General features: G+C 64.9%; 21 protein-coding genes. 11 read left to right on the top strand and 10 right to left on the bottom strand.

The genetic code is table 11. The features are described 5' to 3' along the window. Positions 1 to 72 precede the first annotated feature (72 nt). Entirely contained in the window at positions 73 to 456 is a 384-nt protein-coding gene (locus tag LG047_RS00640) for a hypothetical protein (protein ID WP_036281170.1), read from the top strand. A gap of 6 nt (positions 457 to 462) precedes the next feature. Here LG047_RS00640 and murJ read toward each other — a convergent pair whose 3' ends face one another. Then, positions 463 to 1,998: a murein biosynthesis integral membrane protein MurJ gene (murJ, locus tag LG047_RS00645; RefSeq protein WP_036281172.1), complete on the bottom strand. Its 1,536-nt coding sequence runs from the start codon at positions 1,996 to 1,998 to the stop codon at positions 463 to 465. A gap of 168 nt (positions 1,999 to 2,166) precedes the next feature. Here murJ and LG047_RS00650 point away from each other — a divergent pair, with 168 nt between their 5' ends. Then, positions 2,167 to 2,517 carry a DUF2845 domain-containing protein gene (locus LG047_RS00650; RefSeq protein WP_158497260.1) on the top strand — a complete coding sequence of 117 codons (351 nt, stop codon included), beginning with the start codon at positions 2,167 to 2,169 and terminating at the stop codon, positions 2,515 to 2,517. Positions 2,518 to 2,521: 4 nt separating this feature from the next. Here LG047_RS00650 and LG047_RS00655 read toward each other — a convergent pair whose 3' ends face one another. Together LG047_RS00655 and LG047_RS00660 are read right to left on the bottom strand one after the other, a co-directional pair. Then, positions 2,522 to 2,935, bottom strand: a complete 414-nt coding sequence (locus LG047_RS00655) for a hypothetical protein (RefSeq protein WP_227964479.1) — start codon at positions 2,933 to 2,935, stop codon at positions 2,522 to 2,524. Between the two features lie 64 nt (positions 2,936 to 2,999). Further along, positions 3,000 to 3,983, bottom strand: a complete 984-nt coding sequence (locus LG047_RS00660; RefSeq protein WP_227964481.1) for a glycosyltransferase family 2 protein — start codon at positions 3,981 to 3,983, stop codon at positions 3,000 to 3,002. A gap of 68 nt (positions 3,984 to 4,051) precedes the next feature. Between LG047_RS00660 and LG047_RS00665 the strand changes: the two genes are divergently transcribed. Further along, positions 4,052 to 4,915 (top strand): ChbG/HpnK family deacetylase, encoded by an 864-nt coding sequence (locus tag LG047_RS00665; RefSeq protein WP_227964483.1) that lies wholly within the window; start codon positions 4,052 to 4,054, stop codon positions 4,913 to 4,915. Between the two features lie 22 nt (positions 4,916 to 4,937). Here the strand turns inward: LG047_RS00665 and nadC are convergent, their stop codons facing one another. From nadC to nadA, 4 genes are all read right to left on the bottom strand, one after another. Continuing rightward, positions 4,938 to 5,789, bottom strand: a complete 852-nt coding sequence (nadC, locus tag LG047_RS00670) for a carboxylating nicotinate-nucleotide diphosphorylase (RefSeq protein WP_227964486.1) — start codon at positions 5,787 to 5,789, stop codon at positions 4,938 to 4,940. Next, entirely contained in the window at positions 5,789 to 7,330 is a 1,542-nt protein-coding gene (locus tag LG047_RS00675) for an L-aspartate oxidase (protein WP_227964488.1), read from the bottom strand. The genes nadC and LG047_RS00675 overlap by 1 nt, the downstream gene beginning before the upstream one ends. 3 nt (positions 7,331 to 7,333) lie before the next feature. Further along, positions 7,334 to 7,954 (bottom strand): DUF4202 domain-containing protein, encoded by a 621-nt coding sequence (locus LG047_RS00680; protein ID WP_227964492.1) that lies wholly within the window; start codon positions 7,952 to 7,954, stop codon positions 7,334 to 7,336. Positions 7,955 to 8,020: 66 nt separating this feature from the next. Then, positions 8,021 to 9,085: a quinolinate synthase NadA gene (gene nadA / locus LG047_RS00685; protein ID WP_227968387.1), complete on the bottom strand. Its 1,065-nt coding sequence runs from the start codon at positions 9,083 to 9,085 to the stop codon at positions 8,021 to 8,023. A 421-nt stretch (positions 9,086 to 9,506) separates the two neighbouring features. On the opposite strand from nadA, the gene LG047_RS00690 reads away from it, so the two are divergent. Genes LG047_RS00690 through LG047_RS00700 form a run of 3 tightly spaced genes read left to right on the top strand, consistent with a single transcriptional unit; the run spans position 9,507 to position 12,952 of the window. Then, the gene (locus tag LG047_RS00690; RefSeq protein ID WP_227964494.1) at positions 9,507 to 11,558 is read left to right on the top strand and encodes a bifunctional diguanylate cyclase/phosphodiesterase; all 2,052 of its coding nucleotides are present in this window, start codon (positions 9,507 to 9,509) and stop codon (positions 11,556 to 11,558) included. Positions 11,559 to 11,615: 57 nt separating this feature from the next. Further along, entirely contained in the window at positions 11,616 to 12,566 is a 951-nt protein-coding gene (locus tag LG047_RS00695; protein ID WP_227964497.1) for an aspartate carbamoyltransferase catalytic subunit, read from the top strand. 41 nt (positions 12,567 to 12,607) lie between these two features. Beyond that, positions 12,608 to 12,952: a hypothetical protein gene (locus LG047_RS00700; RefSeq protein WP_036281190.1), complete on the top strand. Its 345-nt coding sequence runs from the start codon at positions 12,608 to 12,610 to the stop codon at positions 12,950 to 12,952. Positions 12,953 to 13,004: 52 nt separating this feature from the next. On the opposite strand, the gene cysK is transcribed toward LG047_RS00700, so the two are convergent. Beyond that, entirely contained in the window at positions 13,005 to 13,985 is a 981-nt protein-coding gene (gene cysK / locus LG047_RS00705; RefSeq protein WP_036281192.1) for a cysteine synthase A, read from the bottom strand. A 26-nt stretch (positions 13,986 to 14,011) separates the two neighbouring features. Beyond that, a complete protein-coding gene (locus tag LG047_RS00710) occupies positions 14,012 to 14,815 on the bottom strand; it encodes a sulfite exporter TauE/SafE family protein (RefSeq protein WP_227964499.1) in 804 nt (267 codons plus the stop codon). A 300-nt stretch (positions 14,816 to 15,115) separates the two neighbouring features. Here LG047_RS00710 and LG047_RS00715 point away from each other — a divergent pair, with 300 nt between their 5' ends. From LG047_RS00715 to LG047_RS00735, 5 genes are all read left to right on the top strand, one after another. Beyond that, positions 15,116 to 15,589, top strand: a complete 474-nt coding sequence (locus LG047_RS00715; RefSeq protein ID WP_227964501.1) for an Rrf2 family transcriptional regulator — start codon at positions 15,116 to 15,118, stop codon at positions 15,587 to 15,589. A 65-nt stretch (positions 15,590 to 15,654) separates the two neighbouring features. Continuing rightward, positions 15,655 to 16,371 carry a protein-L-isoaspartate O-methyltransferase gene (locus tag LG047_RS00720; protein WP_227964503.1) on the top strand — a complete coding sequence of 239 codons (717 nt, stop codon included), beginning with the start codon at positions 15,655 to 15,657 and terminating at the stop codon, positions 16,369 to 16,371. 127 nt (positions 16,372 to 16,498) lie between these two features. Next, entirely contained in the window at positions 16,499 to 17,953 is a 1,455-nt protein-coding gene (locus LG047_RS00725; RefSeq protein ID WP_227964506.1) for a TolC family outer membrane protein, read from the top strand. A 138-nt stretch (positions 17,954 to 18,091) separates the two neighbouring features. Next, a complete protein-coding gene (locus tag LG047_RS00730) occupies positions 18,092 to 18,802 on the top strand; it encodes a PopZ family protein (protein ID WP_227964508.1) in 711 nt (236 codons plus the stop codon). A gap of 69 nt (positions 18,803 to 18,871) precedes the next feature. After that, complete coding sequence (locus tag LG047_RS00735; protein ID WP_036281200.1) at positions 18,872 to 19,204, top strand: septum formation initiator family protein; 333 nt, start codon at positions 18,872 to 18,874, stop codon at positions 19,202 to 19,204. Positions 19,205 to 19,210: 6 nt separating this feature from the next. Here LG047_RS00735 and LG047_RS00740 read toward each other — a convergent pair whose 3' ends face one another. Next, positions 19,211 to 20,095: an MBL fold metallo-hydrolase gene (locus LG047_RS00740; protein WP_227968390.1), complete on the bottom strand. Its 885-nt coding sequence runs from the start codon at positions 20,093 to 20,095 to the stop codon at positions 19,211 to 19,213. Positions 20,096 to 20,138: the final 43 nt, after the last annotated feature.

Consider the following 20,138-nt stretch of genomic DNA (forward strand, 5'->3'; position numbering starts at 1 on the left):
GCGCTTGATTTTCAATTTTTCCGCGGCGACAGTCGCAAAGCTCAAGAGAGCAGGACCACAGGGGAGAATCACATGGATGAATTGATCGAGCGCGTTTCCGCCGCGATCGGGGTCGACGCCGAAGTCGCCAAAAGCGCGATCGGCCATGTGCTCGCCTTCCTGCAAAAGGAGCTTCCCGACGGACCGGTGGCCGAGTTCCTCGATAAGGTCGCAGGCGCGCGCGACGCCGCCAACGCGGCGACGGCGGACAGCGAGAGCGGCGGCGGCGGTTTGCTCGGCGGTCTATTGAGCGGGGGCCTCATGGGTCTGGCCGGGAAGCTCAACGCCCTCGGGCTGGACATGGGCCAGATCCAGAAGCTCGGCCACGAAATTTTCGGCTATGCGGAGACGGTCGTCGGCAAGGAGAAAGTCCAGCAGATCGCAAATTCGATTCCGGGGCTGTCACAGTTTCTGTGACCCGGATCATCGTCGGCGTCTGAGGTTTCCAAGCCTGACGCCGACGACATGAAGGACCCCGACCAGCGCCGCGCCGTAAACAATTGCGCCTGCGCCGCCCAGCGCGATCAGCGCGACGAGATTGGCCAGCGAACCGAAATGCAGCCCCAGCGCAAGGGCGGGCGCACGGCCGTAGACGGCGACAAGGGTCAGGACCGCGCTCGCCACGAGGGTCGCCAGCAGCGTCTTGCCGAAGACCTCGTCGAAATCCATCGCGTCCCGGGCGATGGCCAGCGCGACGAGCGCGCCGAGATTGATCCACAGGCCAACCGAGGTCGCCGTCGCAAGCCCCACCGCGCCCAACGGGCGGAACAACGCGACTTTCAGCGCGACATTCGCCGTCAGCGCGATCAGCGCGATGGTCATGGGCGTCCTGGTGTCGCCGCGCGCCTGAAAGCTCGCGCGCGCGGAGGCGATCAGCACCAGCGCCATCAGCCCGCCGCCATAGGCCGCGAGCACGTCGCCGGCGGCATAGGCGTCGGCGGCCGTGAACTTGCCGCGCATGAAAAGCCCGCTGACGATCAGCTCCGGAATCGTGTCGAAGGCGATGAAAAAGGGCGCCGCGAGCGCGATCGTGAGCGCCATGGTGCGGCTTTGCGCGCGATGGGCGCCTTCGACGTCACCGGCGGCGAGGCGGCGGCTCATCTCGGGCAGGAGCACCGTGCCCGCTGCTATGCCGATGACGCCGACGGGCAACTGGTAAAGGCGCTCGGCGTATGAAATCGACGACACGCCCCCGTCCGCGAGCATCGACGAGAGGATGGTGTCAGCAAAAACGGCAATCTGCGGACTGGCTGATCCGATCACAGCGGGGCCAAGCTTGATGAAAAAATCGCGGACCCGGCTCCAATGCGGCTTGCGTAGCCCCCTCAAGACGCCGATGCGCCGGGCGTCCCACATCAGAAGCCCAAGCTCCAGCGCGCCGGAAACGGTGACGCCCCAGCTCGCCGCATAGCCGGCGTTGGGAAACAGAAACGCCACCGCGAGCGCCGCCATCACCGTCAGATTCATCAGATTCGGCGCGAAGGCGGGAAGCGCGAAGCGCCCGCGCGCGTTGAGCGCGCCCATGTGCAGCGCGAAGAGCGTCATGAACAGAAGGTATGGGAATGTGATCCGCGTAAGATTGACCGCCAGCGCGAATTTCTCCGGGCGGTCGTCGAGGCCCGGCGCGAGCAGCATGACAAACTGCGGGGTGAAGACCCAGACGATCACCAGCAGCACGATCTGCGAGGCGAGCAGCAGCGTGTAGATCTGGCCGGCCAGTTCCTCCGCCGACTCGTCGCCCTCCTGCTCGATCGCCATGGAGTAGGACGGCACGAAAGCGGCGTTGAACGCGCCTTCGCCGAAGATGGCGCGAAAGCTGTTCGGCAGGCGCTGTGCGATGAAGAAAGCGTCCGAGACGACTCCGGCGCCCATGATCGCCGACTGCATCGCGAGCGAGAGGAAGCCCGTCACGCGCGAGAGCAGGGTGAAGCCGCCGACCGAGAGGAGATTTCGAATCATGAGGACGCTTCTAGCAAGTTAGGGTTTAATTTCTGTCGGCGAATTGCAAAGGCGCAGCTATCCCGTCGTTGCGTGTGGCCGAGGCCGGGCATAATCTCGGTTTGACTGGTTACGTCATTTCAGAGCCGAGCCATGCGGCGAGAGCGCGGCGTGTCACGGATAGGCGCCATGAAAGCCGGATTTTTTCTCGCTGCGACGCTTTTGGTTTTTCCGGGCGACGTCGCTTTTGCGATGCGGTGCGGCACGTCCCTAGTGATCGAAGGGCAATCCAAATACGAGGTGCTGCGCCTGTGCGGCGAGCCGGCGTACGCCGACAGCCGCGTCGAATATCGCTGGGCGCCGAACTGGACTGGCCCCAGACCGCTCGACGGGCCGGCGAACCATTATCCTTCGCCGGCGGTTCGGCGGCTCGTCTATGACGAATGGGTCTATAATTTCGGATACACGCAGCTGATGCCGTCGCTCATTTTCGAGAACGGCCGCCTCATCGAGATCCGGTCTCTCGGCTATGGGCGATAGCGGCTTAATGCTGCGGGCAGTGCTGATAATAGCCGCCGGAGATTTCGCTCACATGTCCCGCGGCGTCGGCTGACCAGCGCACATTGCCGCTTCGCCGGCATTTGTCCCTGATGCCGGCCTGGCGGTCGTAAGTGGCCACGCGCTCGCCCGCCCGGCCCAGTTTGAACCCCTGTTCGAGAAGCGTCGTCGTGACCTCGGCCTCCGTCGCGCCGGCGGGAAAACGGGCGCGAAGGCGCGTCAGGAACGCTTGCTGATCCGTTTCGCTCAGCGAATCCGGCAGGTTCTGCAGAAGCTCCGGCAGGGGAGCCTCGGCGCTCAACCAGAAGAGGCGCAGGCCAAAGGCGAGGAACAGGAAAGCGACTGCAGCGAAGGCGAAAACGAGCGCAATTCTCGTGGCGGCGGAGTTTCGCTGTGTCATGATGTGAAGCGCCCTCGATCGGTTATGGCCGTTCACCGCCATTTCGAGCCTTACGGGGCCTTTATCACCCGTCGTCGCGCGGCTCAATCGTCCCGCTCGCGCCAGTCTCGCCGCCGCCGACTTCCTCCGCCACCAGATAGAGCGGTCGCCCTTTCACCTCGTTGAAGATGCGGGCGATATACTCGCCGAGCACGCCGAGCGAAATGAGCTGTACCCCCGAGAAGAACGCAATCGACACGATGAGGGACGGGAAGCCGGGCGTGTCGACGCCGAAAAGCATGGTGCGCACGAAGTAATAGGCCGCCATCGTCAGCGCGAAGCCGGAAATCGCGAGACCAACCCATGTCCATACTTTCAACGGGATGGAGGAGAAGGACATCAGCCCGTCCAGCGCGAAACGCACGAGCCGCGCGAAGTTGAATTTCGATTGGCCGCTGGCTCGGCTTTCCACCTCGAAAGGCACGCCGATCGATTTGAAGCCGATCCAGGCGTAAAGGCCCTTGTTGAAGCGCGCCCGTTCGCGCATCGAGAGCAGCGCGTCGACCGCCTGCCGGTCGAGCAATCGGAAGTCGCCCGCGCCGGACGGCAGGGAGACGTCGCCGAACTTCTCGAGGACATGGTAGAAAAGCTCGGTGAAAACGGTGCGCATCTTCGGGTCGGTCGCGCGATCGGCGCGCTGTCCGTAGACATTTTTGTAACCCTCGCGCCATTTCTCGACGAATTGCGCAATGACCTCCGGAGGATGCTGCAAGTCGGAGTCCATGATGACCGCCGCACGCCCGCGCGCATGGTCGAGACCGGCCGCGATCGCCACCTCCTTGCCGAAATTGCGGGAGAAGGAGAGGGCGCGGAAACGCGGTTCGGCGGCGCAGAGGGCGCGCAGTTCATCAAGGCTCTCGTCATGGGAGCCGTCATCGACGAAGATGGCCTCGAAAGTCACGCCTGCGCCTTCCAGCGCCGGGACCAGCCGCGCCGCCAGGGGGCGCAGGTTGTCGGCCTCGTTGAACACGGGAATGACGACCGATATATCGGGGCTGCGAATTGTCATAAGACTGCTTCAAACCAGAAATTCCGGGCGGAGCATAGGCGAAAACAGGGTGTGAGGAGACGGACGGCATGGCGAAAGAGCGGATCGTCGCGATCTGCGCGGACGATTACGGGCTGTCGCATGGCGTCAGCGTGGGCATTCTGAAGGCGCTGGACGCCGGCCGCCTGACGGCGGTCTCGGCGCTGGTCAACGGTCCCCGCTGGCCGGCGATGGGCCGAGAACTGGCGCGGCGCGGCCATTCCGCCGACCTCGGCCTGCATTTCAATCTCACGCTCGGCCGCCCGCTCGGGCCAATGCCGAATTTCGCGCCGACGGGAACCTTCCCGCCGGTGTCGCGGGTTATCCGCATGGCGCTGCGCGGCAAATTGCCGATGGAGGAAATCCGCGCCGAAATCGACCGGCAGTTCGATCGTTTCGAGGCTGTGCTGGAGCGCCGTCCCGACCATGTCGACGGCCATCAGCATGTGCATGTGCTTCCCGGAATACGACAGGCGCTGCTCGAAGCCATGGCGGCTCGCAAGCTCGACGGTCGAGCCTGGCTGCGCGACGCGGGCGACAGCCTGCACCGCATCGCCGCACGCGGAGCCCATGCGCGCAAGGCCCTGGCGGTCCGGACGCTGTCGGCAGGTTTCCGCCGGGCGGCGCAACGCCGAGGGTTTTCGGTGAACGAGGGTTTTGCGGGTTTCTCTGATTTCCATCCGGGCCATGATTACGCGGCGGCCTTCGAGACCTATCTGCGGGCGCCGGGGCGTCGGCATCTGATCATGTGCCATCCGGGCCACGTCGACGATGAATTGAAAGCGCAGGATCCGGTGACCATCACGCGCGAGCAGGAACTCGCCTTCCTGCTCTCGCCGCGGCTACCCCAGATGTTGGAGAAACGGCGGATGAAGCTCGGGCGGCTGAGCGAGGCGGGCAAGGCGAGGGCGTGAGACTCCCGCCTCGGCGCCCTTCTCAGCTGATTTCGATATCGAGTCCCAGATCCAGCACCGGCGCTGAGTGAGTGAGGGCGCCGACGGAGATGAGGTCGACGCCTGTTTCCGCAATCGCCGCCACGGTGTCCAGATTGACCCCGCCCGACGCCTCGCAGATCATGCGGCCGTCGACGAGCGTTACCGCCTTACGTAAAACGTCAGGGCTCATATTGTCGAGCAGCACGGCGTCGGCGCCTTCCTGCAGCACCTCCTGCAACTGTTCGAGCGTATCTACCTCGATTTCGATCTTGACCAGATGCCCGACATGCGCCTTGGCGGCACGCAACGCCTCGACGACGCCGCCCGCGACCGCGATATGATTGTCCTTTATCAGCACCGCGTCATCGAGACCAAAACGGTGATTGGCGCCTCCGCCGCAACGCACGGCGTATTTCTCGAAAGCGCGAAGAAGCGGCGTCGTCTTGCGCGTGTCGCAGATGCGGGCCTTCGTGTGGGAGATACGCTTTACGTAATTCGCCGTGAGCGACGCAATGCCGGAGAGGCGTCCCAGGTAATTGAGCGCCACGCGTTCGGCAGAGAGGATCGCGCGCGCGGGCCCCTCGATCCGGGCGATCACATCGCCGCGCGCGACAGTCGCCCCATCATCGACCCATCTCTCGAATCCGACGGCGTCGTCCATCAGGCGGAAGGCCATGCGCGCGAGCGGGAGTCCAGCGATCACGCCCGCTTCGCGCGCGGCGATGAGGGCGCGAGCGCCGGCCTTGGCGGGGATCGTCGCCTGTGTCGTGACATCGCCGGCGCGGCCGAGATCCTCGGCCAGCGCGGCGCGCACGGCGTCCTCTATGAGGAGAGGCGAGAGCTCGGGGATCATCACGCGGCCTCGTCGGCAATTTTGATCGCGGCGGAGAGCGTCATTTGCGAGCGATGCGCGAATGCGGTCTCGGGCTCGGGATAGTCCGAACGGAAATGCGCGCCGCGACTCTCTCGCCGCTCCAGCGCGGCGGCGGCGATCATCACCGATGTCGTGAGCATGTTGTGAATCTCGATGTCGTTCGTGCGCGCGTTCATGCGTCGCAAAGCCTTCAACGCCCCGGTGAGCCCGGCTGCGTCGCGGATGACGCCGACATTGGCCGACATCAGATCGCGCAACTCCTCGACGATTGCGAAGTCGCGTTCGCGCGGCGCAATATCGTCGCGCTCCAACGCCACGCGCTGGTCCAGATCGGGCAAGGGCGCCGCCAGGATGTCGGCCGCGACGCGGGCGCCGAACACGATGGCCTCCAGCAATGAATTGGAGGCGAGACGGTTCGCGCCATGAACGCCCGTGGAGGCGACTTCGCCGATCGCCCAGAGGCCGTCGAGACTCGTGCGGCCGCGTGCGTCCGTCCACACGCCGCCCATGTGGTAATGGGCGGCGGGCGCGATCGGTATGGGCATGGCGACGGGATCGATCCCGGCCGATTTACAGCTCGCGTAAACCGTGGGGAAGCGCTTCGGAAAGGCCGCGCCAACGGCCGCCCGCGCATCGAGAAAGGCGCCGCGTCCCGCCCTGATGCTGGCGAAGACGCCGCGCGCCACAATATCTCGGGGCGCGAGCTCGCCGGCCGGATTTACGTCCAGCATAAAACGCCGCCCCTCGCGATCGATGATGGTCGCGCCCTCGCCGCGGAGCGCTTCCGTCGCGAGCGGCGCGGGGTCTGCGTCGATGTCGATGGCGGTCGGGTGGAACTGCACGAATTCCGCGTCCGAGATCAGGGCGCCCGCGCGCGCCGCCATCGCGACGCCGACCCCGCGCGCCTCCAACGGATTCGTGGTCAGGCGGTAAAGATGGCCAAGGCCGCCGGTCGCGAGCACGAGAGCAGAGCAGGGAATGTCGCAGATGCGTCCCGAGGCGTGGCGCGCGCGCACGCCGACGATGCGGCCATTGCGGGTGATGATCTCTTGCGCGGCGTAGCCGTCGACGACCTGAATTGAAGGCGTCTTGGCGACCTGCTTTTCGAGCGTCTCCATAATGGCGCGACCCGCCGTGTCGCCCATGACCCGAACGATGCGATGACGCGAATGTGCGGCTTCCCGCGAGGGCGCAAAGGCGCCGCCCTCCTTGCGGTCGAAGGGCGTTCCCATGGCCGCGAGGTCTTCGACGCGCGCGCGGGCCTCGCGCGCCATGCCGAGCGCAATGCCGCGATCGACAATGCCGGCGCCGGCGGCGACCGTGTCATCGGCGTGGTGCTCCGGCGTGTCGCCTTCCTCGACCGCGGCCGCGATTCCGCCTTGAGCCCAGTAGGAGGAGCCGCTCGAACCTACCGGCGTCGGCGCAAGAATGGCGACGGGCGTCGGTGCGAGCTTCAGCGCACAGAAGACGCCGGCGAGGCCGCCGCCGACGATCACGATGGGAGGAAGCTTCCCCGGCATGCGTCAGTCGATCGCGACCGCGGCGAGGCGTTCGAGCGTCGCCGCCTCGCGCGCCACCGCCGCGCCCACGAGCTTGCGCGCGCGTTCGGGCAGGGGCAGGGCAAGCGCCGCCGCGTGTCCCCTGGGCGACATTTTGCAAAGCGTCTTGCCGAGGATGTCGACGATCTTCTCGTCGTCATAGCCGTCATATTTGGCGAGGAACTCGTCGAAGTAATGTTCGAGGAAGACGACGGCCGCAACATTCTCCAGCGCCTGCGACTCGGGGTCTTTCTTCAATTGCTCCTTGCGGATGAGCGCGCCGACATGCGCGATCGCGGCGTCGTCGTATCCCTGCGCGCGCATGATGTCGCCGACGAGATTCGCGTGATGGACGCGGCAGGCGCGGCGCCAGTCGTTATAGCCGCGACGTCCTTCGGGATAATCCGAGCGCGGGACTTCCCATCGTCGCAGATGCTGGGCGCGGGCGGCGATCTTCAGCAGATCCGAGGCGTCGGGATAGATGGCGGCGAGGCGTTCGGTCATACGTTCGGCGTAAAGGCTCTCGAACGCGCGCCCGTCCACGCGGCGTGGGTCTTCGGCATTGGCGGCGTCGATCGCCGCAATCGTCGCATCGAGCGCCGGCATGTCAGAACCCTCTCACCCGAGCCGCTGTTCGGGGCTCCCCTCTTGCAGAGAAGAGGGGATCGCTGATTACCCCAGATCGATCATGCGCTGCACGCTGCGGCGCGCGCGCTCGGCGATCGCCGGATCGACCGTCACTTCTTCGCGGATATAAAGCAGGCTGTCGAGGATCTTCGGCAGTGTGATCCGCTTCATGTGCGGGCAGAAGTTGCATGGCCTGATGAACTGCGTGCCGACCGTCTCCGCGGCGATATTGTCGGCCATGGAGCATTCGGTGACGAGCAGGACTCGCGCCGGATGCTTCGTGCGAACATAGTCGATCATCGCCGCGGTGGAGCCGGAGAAGTCCGAGACTTCCACGACCTCGCGCGGACACTCGGGATGCGCGATGACCTTCAGCCCCGGATGGTCCGCCTTGTAGTTCTGGATTTCCTCGGCCGTGAAGCGCTCATGCACTTCGCAGGCGCCCTCCCAGGCGATGATCTTCACTTTCGTCTGCGCTGCGACATTCTGCGCGAGGAATCGATCCGGAACCATGATGACGCGATCGACGCCCAGGCTCTCGACGACTTTGACCGCGTTGGACGAGGTGCAGCAGATGTCGACTTCCGCCTTCACCTCGGCGGAGGTGTTCACGTAAGCTACGATCGGCACGCCGGGATATTTCGCTCGCAGCGCGCGAACGTCGGCGCCGGTGATGGAGGCGGCGAGCGAGCAGCCGGCGTCGGCGTCGGGGATCAGCACCACCTTGTCGGGGTTCAGGATCTTGGATGTTTCGGCCATGAAGTAGACGCCGCCCTGAACGATCACGTCGGCTTCCGACTTCGCCGCGAGCTTGGCGAGCTGGAGGCTGTCGCCGATGTAATCCGAGACGCAGTGATAGATCTCCGGCGTCATGTAATTGTGCGCGAGGATCACCGCGTTGCGCGTCTTCTTGATGTCATTTATCGCCTTGACGTAAGGCGCGAAGAAGGGCCATTCGACGGGCGGTATGACCCTGGAGACGCGCTCGTAGAGATGCGCGGTCGCGGCCTCTACTTCCGGCGTCCATTGGAGGTCGGGACGGGGCAGGACGGGAAATCGGCCATTCGGTCCGACGCCGAGGGCGGCCGGCGGTGTGGGCGCCAGCGCCATTGCGCCGCTGCGGTCGATGGTCCGGATCGTCATCGTGGGGCCCTTTCGCTTTATGTTCAGGCCGCTTTTGATCTTATGCTCGATATGAGCATAAGTTGGTCATATAAAATCTCCGAGGCGGATCGCCGCCCGGAGCGCTCATTTGGCTGAAGATTAACGGGGCCTTATCCAGTCCGCAACCCCAGCCTCCTGGGGGACAGATGTGCTCGCAATGAGCATATGTCAAGCGTCCAGAGTGTGTACATTATTTACGCTGTTGGCGCCGGACGTTGAACCGGCCGATTTTCAGAAGCTTGGCTTTATGAAAAAGCAATTTTTGGCGTGGGATATTTCGAGCGCATTGGCGTGCAGATTCTGCGGCAAAACGCAATTTAGCGGTCCGGTCGGACGAACACACACGGGGAAGGCGGCGATAAGCTCCATGGCGATTTCATCGGTCGGATCGGGACTGCTCGCTGGTCTCAAGGAGAGGAGTCGGCGATCGGCGGAGGACGGCGCGCTCTCCCGGCTTCGCCGCTTTTTCGAGGGCGATCCTCTGGCCTTCGACCACCGCACGGTTTCTCCTGCGGTGCGCGCCAGATTTCGCGCCGAGCAGCTGAGCGATCTCGAGAAAAGCACGCCCGGCGCAATGCTGGCGTCCTGCTTCAGCGCCCTCACCTTCGCCATGTCGATGTGGGCGACGCCACAGGCCGACGAGGCTCGCGCCTGGGCCGCGTCGATCTTCATTTTGGGCGGCGTGATCTATGCTCGCCGCATGAGCGCGCCGCAAACACATCGGCGAGCGGCCTCGACGAACGGCGTCTGGCGCGCGACGGCAAACGCTCTGATGCACGCATCCCTTTGGGGCGCGTTGCCGATCTTCTTCTTCGCGGAAGCGAGCCCGCCGCAGCAGTTCCTGATCGCCTGCTTCTGCTTCACGACGCTTTTCGGCGGCGGGTTTGCGCTGTCGATGATCCCTGTCTCGATGTTCGCGCACATCATTCCGATCGTCGCCGGTCTGCTCGTCGCGGTCGTCAATGCGCATAATCCGATCTTCGACGTCGCCGCCGGAGTCGTCGCAATCTACGCCGTCGTCATCATCAATGCGGCGATCAATCGCGCCGCGATGGCGGCACGTCGTTGCGCCGCAGAGGCCGCTGCCGAAGAGGGCGCGCTGCGCGACGAGCTGACGAAACTCCCGAACCGCGTGGCCTTCCGGGAGGAGTTGACCCGCGCCTTTGCGCGACACGCGCGCGTCAACGAGCGCTTCGCGCTGATGTGCTTCGATCTCGACGGATTCAAGAGCGTCAATGACAGCATGGGACATGAGACCGGCGACGCCGTTCTCATCGAGGCCGCGCGCCGTGTCCGCGTTTCGACGCGGGAGAGCGACCTGATCGCGCGGTTGGGCGGCGACGAATTTGCGCTGATTGCGGTCGACATCCGCTCGGTGGAGGACGCCGTCTCGATCGCCGAGCGCATCCTCAACGCGTTCCGGGCTCCCTTCGAGGTTGGGGGCCGCAGCTTTTCCATCTCGGTCAGCATCGGCGTCGCCATCGCGCCGAGCGACGGCGTCGATCCGGAAAGTCTGCTGCGCAACGCGGACAACGCCATGTATGCTACGAAACAGGCGGGGCGCTGCGGCTACACATTGTTCCGCGATCGCTTCGGCTTTGTCGCCGAGCGAAATACGCTCGACGCCGAACTGGATCGCGCCTTTGCGAAAAAAGAGCTGTTCATGGTGTTCCAGCCCTTTGTGGACACCGAGACGCTCGAGACTACCGGATTTGAAGCGCTGCTGCGCTGGCGCCATCCCGCGCGCGGCGTATTGAGCGCCGGCGAAATCATTCCGCTCTTCGAGCGAGCGGGACAGATCGACATGGTCGGCGCATGGGCGCTCGAAGAATCGATGGCCATCGCCGCAACCTGGCCGGACCATTTGCGCGTCGCCGTCAATATTTCGGCGCTTCAGCTTCGCAAGCCCAATTTTGAGCAAACCGTGCTCTCCGCGCTCGCCAGGAGCGGCCTCGATCCGCGCCGGCTCGAACTGGAGCTGACGGAGACGGCGATGATCCTCGACGGCGAGAGGGCGTTCGAGATGCTCGCCTCGCTGCGGCGCCTCGGGATTCGCACGGCGCTCGACGATCTCGGCACGGGTTATTCCTCCCTCGCCAATCTCGTCGGCCTGCCGCTCGATCGCGTGAAGATCGACCGTTCATTCGTCGCCAATCTCGAAACCAATCCGATGTGCGCGTCGGTCACCAAGCTTTCGGTGGAGCTCGGGCGCTCCCTGTCGCTCGCCGTCACGGCCGAGGGCGTGGAGGACCGGCGCCAATTGGAAATGCTGCGCGCATTCGGCTGCCGCGAGGCGCAGGGCTATCTGTTCAGTCAGCCGCGGCCGGCGAGCCAGATCGCGCATCTTTTCGAGTCGTGCAGGATCACGGAGGGCCCCGCCCGAACGCCGGAGGAGCCGGTCGTGGCGCTCGCCGGCTGATCGCCGCCGCCAAATTCGAGGCTCGCGGCGGGGGGCAAAGCTGCTATAGACGGGCCCATGCAAGGCGACGCCAAACAAGTCATCTTCCCGCACCGGCATCTGCTCGGAATCGAGGGATTGTCGCGACCCGACATCGAGACGCTGCTCGACATGGCCGAGCAGGCGGTCGAAGTCTCACGCCAGGTCGAGAAGAAGCGCTCCAATCTTCGCGGACGCACGCAGATCAACCTATTTTACGAGGCTTCGACACGCACGCAGGCGTCTTTTGAAATCGCCGGGAAGCGCCTCGGCGCCGACGTCATGAACATGTCCGTCGCCCGCTCCTCGGCGTCCAAGGGCGAAACGCTTCTGGACACAGCCGTCACTCTGAACGCGATGCGGCCGGACATCATCGTCGTGCGCCACGCGCAGGCGGGGGCGGCGCATCTTCTTGCGCGCAAGGTGGACTGCTCGGTTGTCAACGCCGGCGACGGCGCGCATGAGCATCCGACGCAGGCGCTGCTGGACGCTCTCACCATCCGTCGAAACAAGGGCCGTATCGAGGGCCTGACGGTCGCGATCTGCGGCGACATACTCCATTCGCGCGTCGCGCGCTCGAACATCCTGCTGCTCTCGGCTCTGGGCGCGCGGCTACGGGTCGTCGGTCCCTCGACGCTTGCGCCCGACAGCCTGTCGCGTCTCGGCGTCGAGGTATTCCACGACATGCGCCGGGGATTGGACGGCGTCGACATCGTCATGATGCTGCGCCTGCAACGCGAGCGCATGGCCGGCGCGCTGGCGCCGAGCGCGCGCGAATATTTCCATTTCTTCGGTCTCGACGAAGAGAAATTGCGCTACGCCGCGCCGGACGCGCTGGTCATGCATCCTGGGCCAATGAACCGCGGCGTCGAGATTGATTCCGTCGTGGCCGACAGTACGCGGTCGCTCATTCGCGAGCAGGTTGAAATGGGCGTCGCGGTGCGCATGGCCGTTCTGGAGGCTCTCGCGCAGCACCTCCCGAACGTGTAAGATCGTCAAAAAACCGGTCTTAGACCTTCAAGGGGTGTGGAATGCTCAAACTGATCCGCTTCATCGGACTCGTCTCCCAGTCGATCTTCATTCAGTTCGTCCACTTTTTCGGGCTGGTCGCCTTCCTGACCGCGGCGGCGACCGGATACTTCCGCCTGCCGTCATGGACCGTGCCGATCAACGCTGTCGTCTTTGGGGTGCTGGCTGACAAGTTCATCGACGAAAGCGCCGTGACCAGCCTGCTGGAAAAGGCCGCCTCGGCCAATCAGCGCGGCGGATTTCTGATCGTCGTCTATTTCGTGATCACCGCCGTCGGCTACATCGTCGGCGCCTACGGACGCTACTATCTTCGCAACAAATCTCCGGTCGCGGCCGGGAAAAAATAATCGCGTTGAAAACATCGGCCGGGCCCGCCGTATGGCCCGGCCGTAATTTGTTTCACAAACCTTCGAACAGCGCCGTCGACAGATAGCGCTCGGCGAAGGACGGAATGATCAGAACGATATTCTTTCCTTCCGCCTCGGGCCGCGCCGCGATCTCGAGCGCCGCCGCGACCGCCGCGCCGGACGAAATGCCGACCGGAATGCCTTCGATTCTCGCGAGAAGACGGGCCGTGTCGAACGCCGTCTGATTCCCGATTGTCACGATCTCGTCGATCACGCCGCGGTCCAGCACGGGCGGCACGAAGCCCGCGCCGATGCCCTGAATCTTGTGCGGTCCCGGCGGACGCCCGGACAGCACCGCAGAATCTTCCGGCTCGACCGCTACGACGCGCAGGCCCGGCTTGCGCTGTTTCAGCACCTGTCCAACGCCCGTGATGGTGCCGCCAGTGCCGACGCCCGAGACGAAATAATCGACCTTGCCCTCGGTGTCGTTCCAGATTTCCTCGGCCGTGGTCAGGCGGTGGATTTCCGGATTGGCGGGGTTCTCGAATTGCTGTGGAATGATCGCGCCGGGAGTCTCGCCGGCAAGTTCGGACGCCTTTGCCAAGGCGCCCTTCATGCCTTGAGAGGCGGGGGTCAGGACCAGTTCGGCGCCCAGAAGCGCCAGCATCTTGCGGCGCTCGATGGACATGGATTCGGGCATGACCAGAATCAGCCGGTAGCCCCGCGCCGCCGCGACAAAGGCCAGCGCGATGCCGGTATTGCCGGAAGTGGGTTCAATCAGCACCGTCTTGCCGGGCGCAATCTTGCCGCTCTTTTCGAGCGACTCGATCATGCTGACGCCGATGCGATCCTTCACGCTGGAAATCGGATTGAAGAATTCGAGCTTGGCGAGGAGATTGGCCTTGACGCCTTTCTCTTTCGCCAGCCGGTCGAGCCGGACAATCGGCGTGTCGCCGATGGTCTGGGTGATGGAGTTGTATATGCGGCCGCGCCCGGGTTTGGCGGGCGGCGTGAAACTGGTCTCGTTCGACATGAGTCGCTCCTCCGGCTTGCGCCGTCTTATATCGACAGTTTGAGTCCGACCACAGCCATCATGGTCGCAAGCACGGGGCGCAGGAAGCGGTCGGGAACTCTTGCAGCCAGATGGCTGCCGATGGCGATGCCCGGCAGCGATCCGATCAGCAGCGAAAACAGCAAAAGCCAGTTGACGCCGCCCATCATCCAGTGGCCGAAGCCAGCGACAAGCGTCAGCGGCACGGCATGGGCAATGTCCGACCCCACCAACCGGACGGTCTGCACGCGCGGATAGAGCGCCAGGAGCACCGTCATGCCCAGCGCGCCGGCGCCGACGGACGAGATCGAGACGATGACGCCGAGAAAGGCGCCAAGAGCGATGGTCAGCCAGCAGGTCTGGAGATCGCTGAGCCCGTCGGTGTGGCGGGCGATGTGATCGAGAATCCAGCGGCGGAACAGGATCGCGACGGCCGTCAGCAGAAGGGCGAAGCCGAGCGCCGAGGTGATGAGGCCGTTGGCGGCGTGGCCGGCGCTCTTGCCCATCCAGGCGAGAGTGAGCAGCGTGACGATCGTCGCGGGAATGCTGCCATAGGCGAGACGCCGCGTGATGCGCCAGTCGACCGTGCCGTTCAGGGCGTGAACTAGCGTGCCGTTGCTCTTGGTGATCGCCGCATAAAGGAGATCCGTGCCGACGGCGGTGGCCGGCGCGATGCCGAAGAAGAGCATCAGGATCGGGGTCATCAGAGCCCCGCCGCCGACGCCTGTGAAACCCACCAGGGCCCCGACGACAAATCCCGAAAGAGAATGGAGGGGATTGAAGGTGTGCAGCGCATCGAAAATTGAGGTCATGTGCTGAACTCCATCCGTGCCCGTATCCAGATCAGCGCCGCAACGCGACGAGGCGCGCTCTTTAAACGCCATCCGATAATCACCAAGTCTATTAAAATAGTCAACTACCCAGGGCTGGCGATGTCGCCGGCGCCGCCCGCCGGGCGGATCCAGGCGGGAGGCGGCCGCTCGATCCTGTGGAAAAACCGCCCTATGTGAGTTAATCGAACATGCCAATGGAGTTGATGGATTAGGTTCTCGTAGCCGAATCGACGAAATTCTCCTCCTGCGCGCCCGACTTTTCGGAAGGTTCTCGAGCGGATGCTCACCAAGAAAGCCAAATACGGCCTGAAAGCGATGGTGCATCTTGCGGGCGTCGAGCCCGGGCAGACGGCGCTCGTCGCCGACATCGCCACGGCCAACCAGATCCCCAAGAAATTCCTCGATGCGATTCTCGGGGAACTGCGCAACGCCGGTTTCGTTCATTCGAAGAAAGGCAAGGGCGGGGGCTACATGCTGGCGCGCCTGCCCTCTGAAATCAGCGTCGGCAATCTCGTGCGGGCGCTCGATGGCCCCCTTGCGCCGATCCAATGCGCGAGCAAGACGATTTACCGTCGTTGCGACGACTGCGTCGACGAGAAGCATTGCTCGGTGCGCCTCGTCATGATGGAGGCGCGCGACGCCATTGCCAAGGTGCTCGACAACACCTCGCTCGAACGGATGCGCCTGCTCGGTCAGGCCGGTCAGGCGATCGTGCTCGCGGGCGATGGACATGGCGTGACCGTGAACCTATAAAGCGCCGGCCGGCTCTTGCGCCGGAGAATTCCCGAAAAGAAGGCCGGCGCGACGCCGGAAAGCGAATGTCCGAAGCAGCGGTGGCGCCGGCGCGGCGCGAGGCGGAGCAGGGGGTAGCGACGGCGGAGTTGCGCCGCACGATGGTCGATCGGCAGCTGCGCCCCTACGACGTGACCGACGTTCCGCTCATCGAGCAATTCCTTGCCGTCCCGCGCGAATTGTTCCTGCCCGAGAGCCAGTCCGCGCTGGCCTACTCCGACCTCGCCGTGACGGTGAAGGGCGCGGGCGGCCGCAAGCGCAGCCTTTTGCCGCCGCTGGTGCTCGCCCGTCTGCTTCAGGGCGCTGCGCCCCGGCTGGGCGAGAAGGCGCTCGACATCGGCGGCGCCGGCTATTCGGCGGCGATTCTGTCCGGCCTCGTCGGCGAGGTGGTGGCGCTCGAGAGCGATCCGGAACTTGCCGCTCGCGCCCGCGCCGGCCTCTCGGCGCTCGGCGCCGGCAATGTTCGGGTTGAGACCGGCCCGCTCGAAAAGGGCGTTCCGGCGGCGGGGCCTTTCGATATGATATTCGTCCACGGACGGGTCGAAAGCGGTCTCGACGCGCTCTTCGCTCAGTTGACGCCGAACGGCCGCCTGCTCGCGATCGTGACGCCTGAGCCGGGCGCCGGCCAGCAGATCGTTCGATTCGAGCGGCAAGACGGGCGCGCCGCTGGCCAGCTCCCGCTCCTCAGCGCCAATGCGCCAGTCCTCGAAGGTTTCGAAAAGGCGCCGGCTTTCGCATTCTGACGCCGCCTTTTCGCCAAATCGCGTTCCTAGCGTTCTGTATCTGCGTGATCGTTTCGATTCGCCGTTCCGTGCGGCGTTCGAGTTTTCGTGCGACGCCTCGCGTCGGAACGACGGAGGGACATCGGATATGGACTGGGCGGCCTCGAGGCGGCGTGCGGCCGGTCTTTTGTCCACGACTCGCATTTTCGCTCTCGCGCTCGCCTTTTCGGGCGCGAGCATTTGTCCTGCGTTTGCGGAGAGCCTTCTCTCCGCTCTGGCGCGGGCCTATGACGGCAATCCGGATCTGAATCAGAGCCGCGCCAGCGTCCGGGTGCGGGACGAGGACGCGCCCAAGGCGCTCGCGGGGCTTCGGCCGAAAGCCAGCATCACCGCCTCGGCGGGGCCGCAGCATGCGCGGATCAAGATCCCCTTCGGCGCCGACAATCAGCAGGCGGGGGCCTCCGGCGGCGGCAATTTCAGCGACGTCTACACTGGCTATCCGCGCGGCGCGACGCTGAATGTCTCGCAGACCGTCTTCGACGGCGGCCGCACGGAAAATTCGGTGCGGCAGGCGGAGTCCGGCGTCTTCGCCGCGCGCGCGACCATGCGGCTCACCGAGCAGGCGATCCTTCAGAACGGCGCCACGGCATACATGAACGTGCTGCGCGACACGGCGGTTCTGGCGCTGCGCAAGAGCAATATCGCGGTGCTCGAGGAGCAGCTGAAGCAGACCCGCGACCGCTTCCAGGTGGGGGAGGTCACGCGCACCGACGTCGCGCAGGCGGAGGCTTCGCTCGCGCAGGCGCGTTCGGAGTTCTACGCGGCGCAGGCGCTGCTGAAGACGAGCGTCGCCAATTATCGCCAGATCATCGGCAATGAGCCGAAGAATCTGGAGCCCGGCCGCTCGCTGGAGCCGCTGTTGCCGAAGTCGCTCAACGACGCCATCACCATCGCGCTCGCCGAACATCCGGGCGTGGCGGCGGCGCTGCATCAGGTGGATGTGGCGGAGCTCGCGGTGAAGGTGGCGGAGGGGGCGCTGGCGCCGTCGCTGTCGGTGAACGCGCAGCTGTCGAACCAGTATGATTCGTTTCTCGGCCTGCCGGGATCGCGGCAGTTCTCGGCCGCGGCGAGCGGGCAATTGAACATCCCGCTCTATCAGGGCGGGGCCGAATACGCCTCGATCCGTCAGGCGAAGGAGCAGCTGGGTCAGGCGCGGCTCAACGCCGATCTGCAGCGCGACAGCGTGCGGGCGAGCGTGGTGTCGAGCTATGGCCTGCTGGAGACGGCGAAGGCGTCGATCATCTCGGGACAGGCGGCGGTGAAGGCGGCGGAGACGGCGCTCGCCGGCGTGCGCGAGGAGGCGAAGGTAGGGCAGCGGACGACGCTCGACGTGCTGAACGCGCAGCAGGCGTTGCTGAACGCGCGGGTGCAGCTGGTGACGTCGCAGCGCGACCGGGTGGTGGCGTCCTATGCAGCGCTTGGCGCAATCGGCAGATTGTCGGCGCGCGAGCTCAATCTCAACGTCGCGCTCTACGACCCCGGAGTCCATTTCGAGCAGGTCAAGACAAAATGGTTCGGAACCCAGACCCCGGACGGGCGGTAGCCGTATTCGATGGATGACATCGACGTGCGAAAGGTGTGGAATTCGACTTGGGCGAGTTGATTCGCATCAGTTGCGCGGTCACACATGAGGCGTTAGCCAGGACATGACCGTCGGCGCAAACCAGAAGAAGACCAATCCATGAGCGCAGCGAACGCTACTGCACCTTCTCCCACTCTCGAAGAAGAGATGCGCGCGCACGAGCCCTCCATGGAGGAAATCCTCGCGTCGATTCGTCGGATCATCGCCGACGACGACAGCCTGCCGGGAGTGCGTCGCGAGCGTGAAAGCCCGCGCCGCGTCCGCGAGCCGGAAGAAGCTGCGCCGGCCGTCGAGCCGCCGCCTCCGGCCCAGAGCGCCTATCCCGCGCCGGCGCTCGATCGGCGCGAGGCGCAGGTCGCAATACCCGTCGCGGAGCCCCGCGCCGAGGAGGCGTCAATCGAGGAGCCCGTGGAACGCGAGGCCGCGCCCGTCGCCGAGATTCGTCAGCTGCGGGTCAATCGCGTGACGGAGGAGGCGCCCGTCGCCGACTACGACGCTGCGGAGCCGGAAGAGAACTACGACAATTCGCCCGAGGTCGGGGAGAGTTATGCGCGGTCGGCTGACGAAACCTACGTCGTCGCGGAGAATGACGCGCCGCTCATGTCGCCCGACGCAGCCTCGTCGATCGCGTCGCATTTTCAGGCGCTGGCGGCGAGCATGGTCATCAATGACAGCGGGCTGCTGCACAAATATGCGCAGGAAATGCTGCGGCCGATGCTCAAGCAATGGCTCGACGACAATCTGCCCGTGATTGTCGAACGTCTCGTCCGCGCCGAGATCGAGCGGGTTGCGCGCGGCGGTCGCCGCTGATCTCCAGAAATCGCGCGCTTTCACAGCTCGTTAACGCCGCCTACACCAAGTCGGCGTTATTTTACGACAATGCACCGTTTGCGCGTTCTTCTTCGCTCGCTGGTCCTGCCGTTCACGCTTTATTGCGTGGCGGGAACTGTGGCCGGCTATTTCGTTTGGCACGGCGTCCATGGCCAGCGCGGCCTGAAGACCGGCGAGGAATATGAGCAGAAGCTCGCGCAGCTGCGACTCGAACGGGACATTCTGAAACTGCAGCGGATGCAGTGGGAAAGCCGCCTCGCGCTGATCAAGGGCGAGAATATCGACGCCGACATTCTCGACGAGGAAACCCGCAAGCGGCTGGGGCGCGTTCACCGGAACGAAGTCGTGATTCTGCTGCCCTCCGAGAGCGACAAGCGCTGACAGGTCTCACCGCCGCACGTAGCGCGCGGTCAGGGTCGCCGGGCCGTCGCTCTCCGCAAGCCCGCGAGCGATCAGATCTTCCATATGCGCGAAGACGGTCATCGCTGCCGCGCCGTGCAGCCGGCGGTCGACGCCCTCATAAATGCGCGCGACGATCGCGGCGATGGTTTCGTCGCCGGCCTCCAGCCTCTGCAGGATCGCGGCCTCGCGCGCGCGGCGATGGTGCACGAGGGCGCGCAAGTAGCGTTGCGGGTCGCGCACCGGATCGCCATGGCCGGGCCAATAGATGTCGTCGTCCCGTTCGCGCATCCGCTCGATCGATTCCATATATTCGCGCATCGAGCCGTCGGGCGGGGCGATTACCGTCGTCGCCCAGCCCATCACATGATCGCCGGTGAACAGCGCTTTTTCTTCGCGCAGCGCGAAACAGAGATGGTTCGTCGTGTGGCCGGGGGTCTCGAGCGCCTCGACCGTCACGCCGGCGAGGTCGAGCCGGTCGCCTTCCGCGAGGATCTCGTCGGGCGCGTAGCCCGTATCATGCGAGGCGTCGAGGCCGGGGCCGGTGACGCCGATATCCTCCGGCGGCGAATAGGGCGCGCAGCCGGTGATGATCGCTCCAGTCGCCTCCTTCAGCGCCCTGGCGGCGGGGGAATGATCGCGATGCGTATGGGTGACGAGCACATGGCGCAGGCGCTCGCCGCGGATCGCTTCGAGCATCGCGGCGATGTGTCGGGGATTGGCGGGACCGGGATCGACAATCGCAACGTCGCCTTCGCCGACGATGTAGGCGCATGTCCCCTTGAATGTGAATGGACCGGGATTGGGCGCGACGATGCGTCTGACGAGCGGTGCGACTCGTTCTACGTCGGGCTGGGTGCTGGACTGGTGGATTTTGTGACGCCTTGCGCAACCGGTTACAGCGGATGGCTTAGCA

It is taken from the genome of Methylocystis sp. WRRC1, assembly GCF_020733155.1.
Lineage (GTDB): Bacteria > Pseudomonadota > Alphaproteobacteria > Rhizobiales > Beijerinckiaceae > Methylocystis.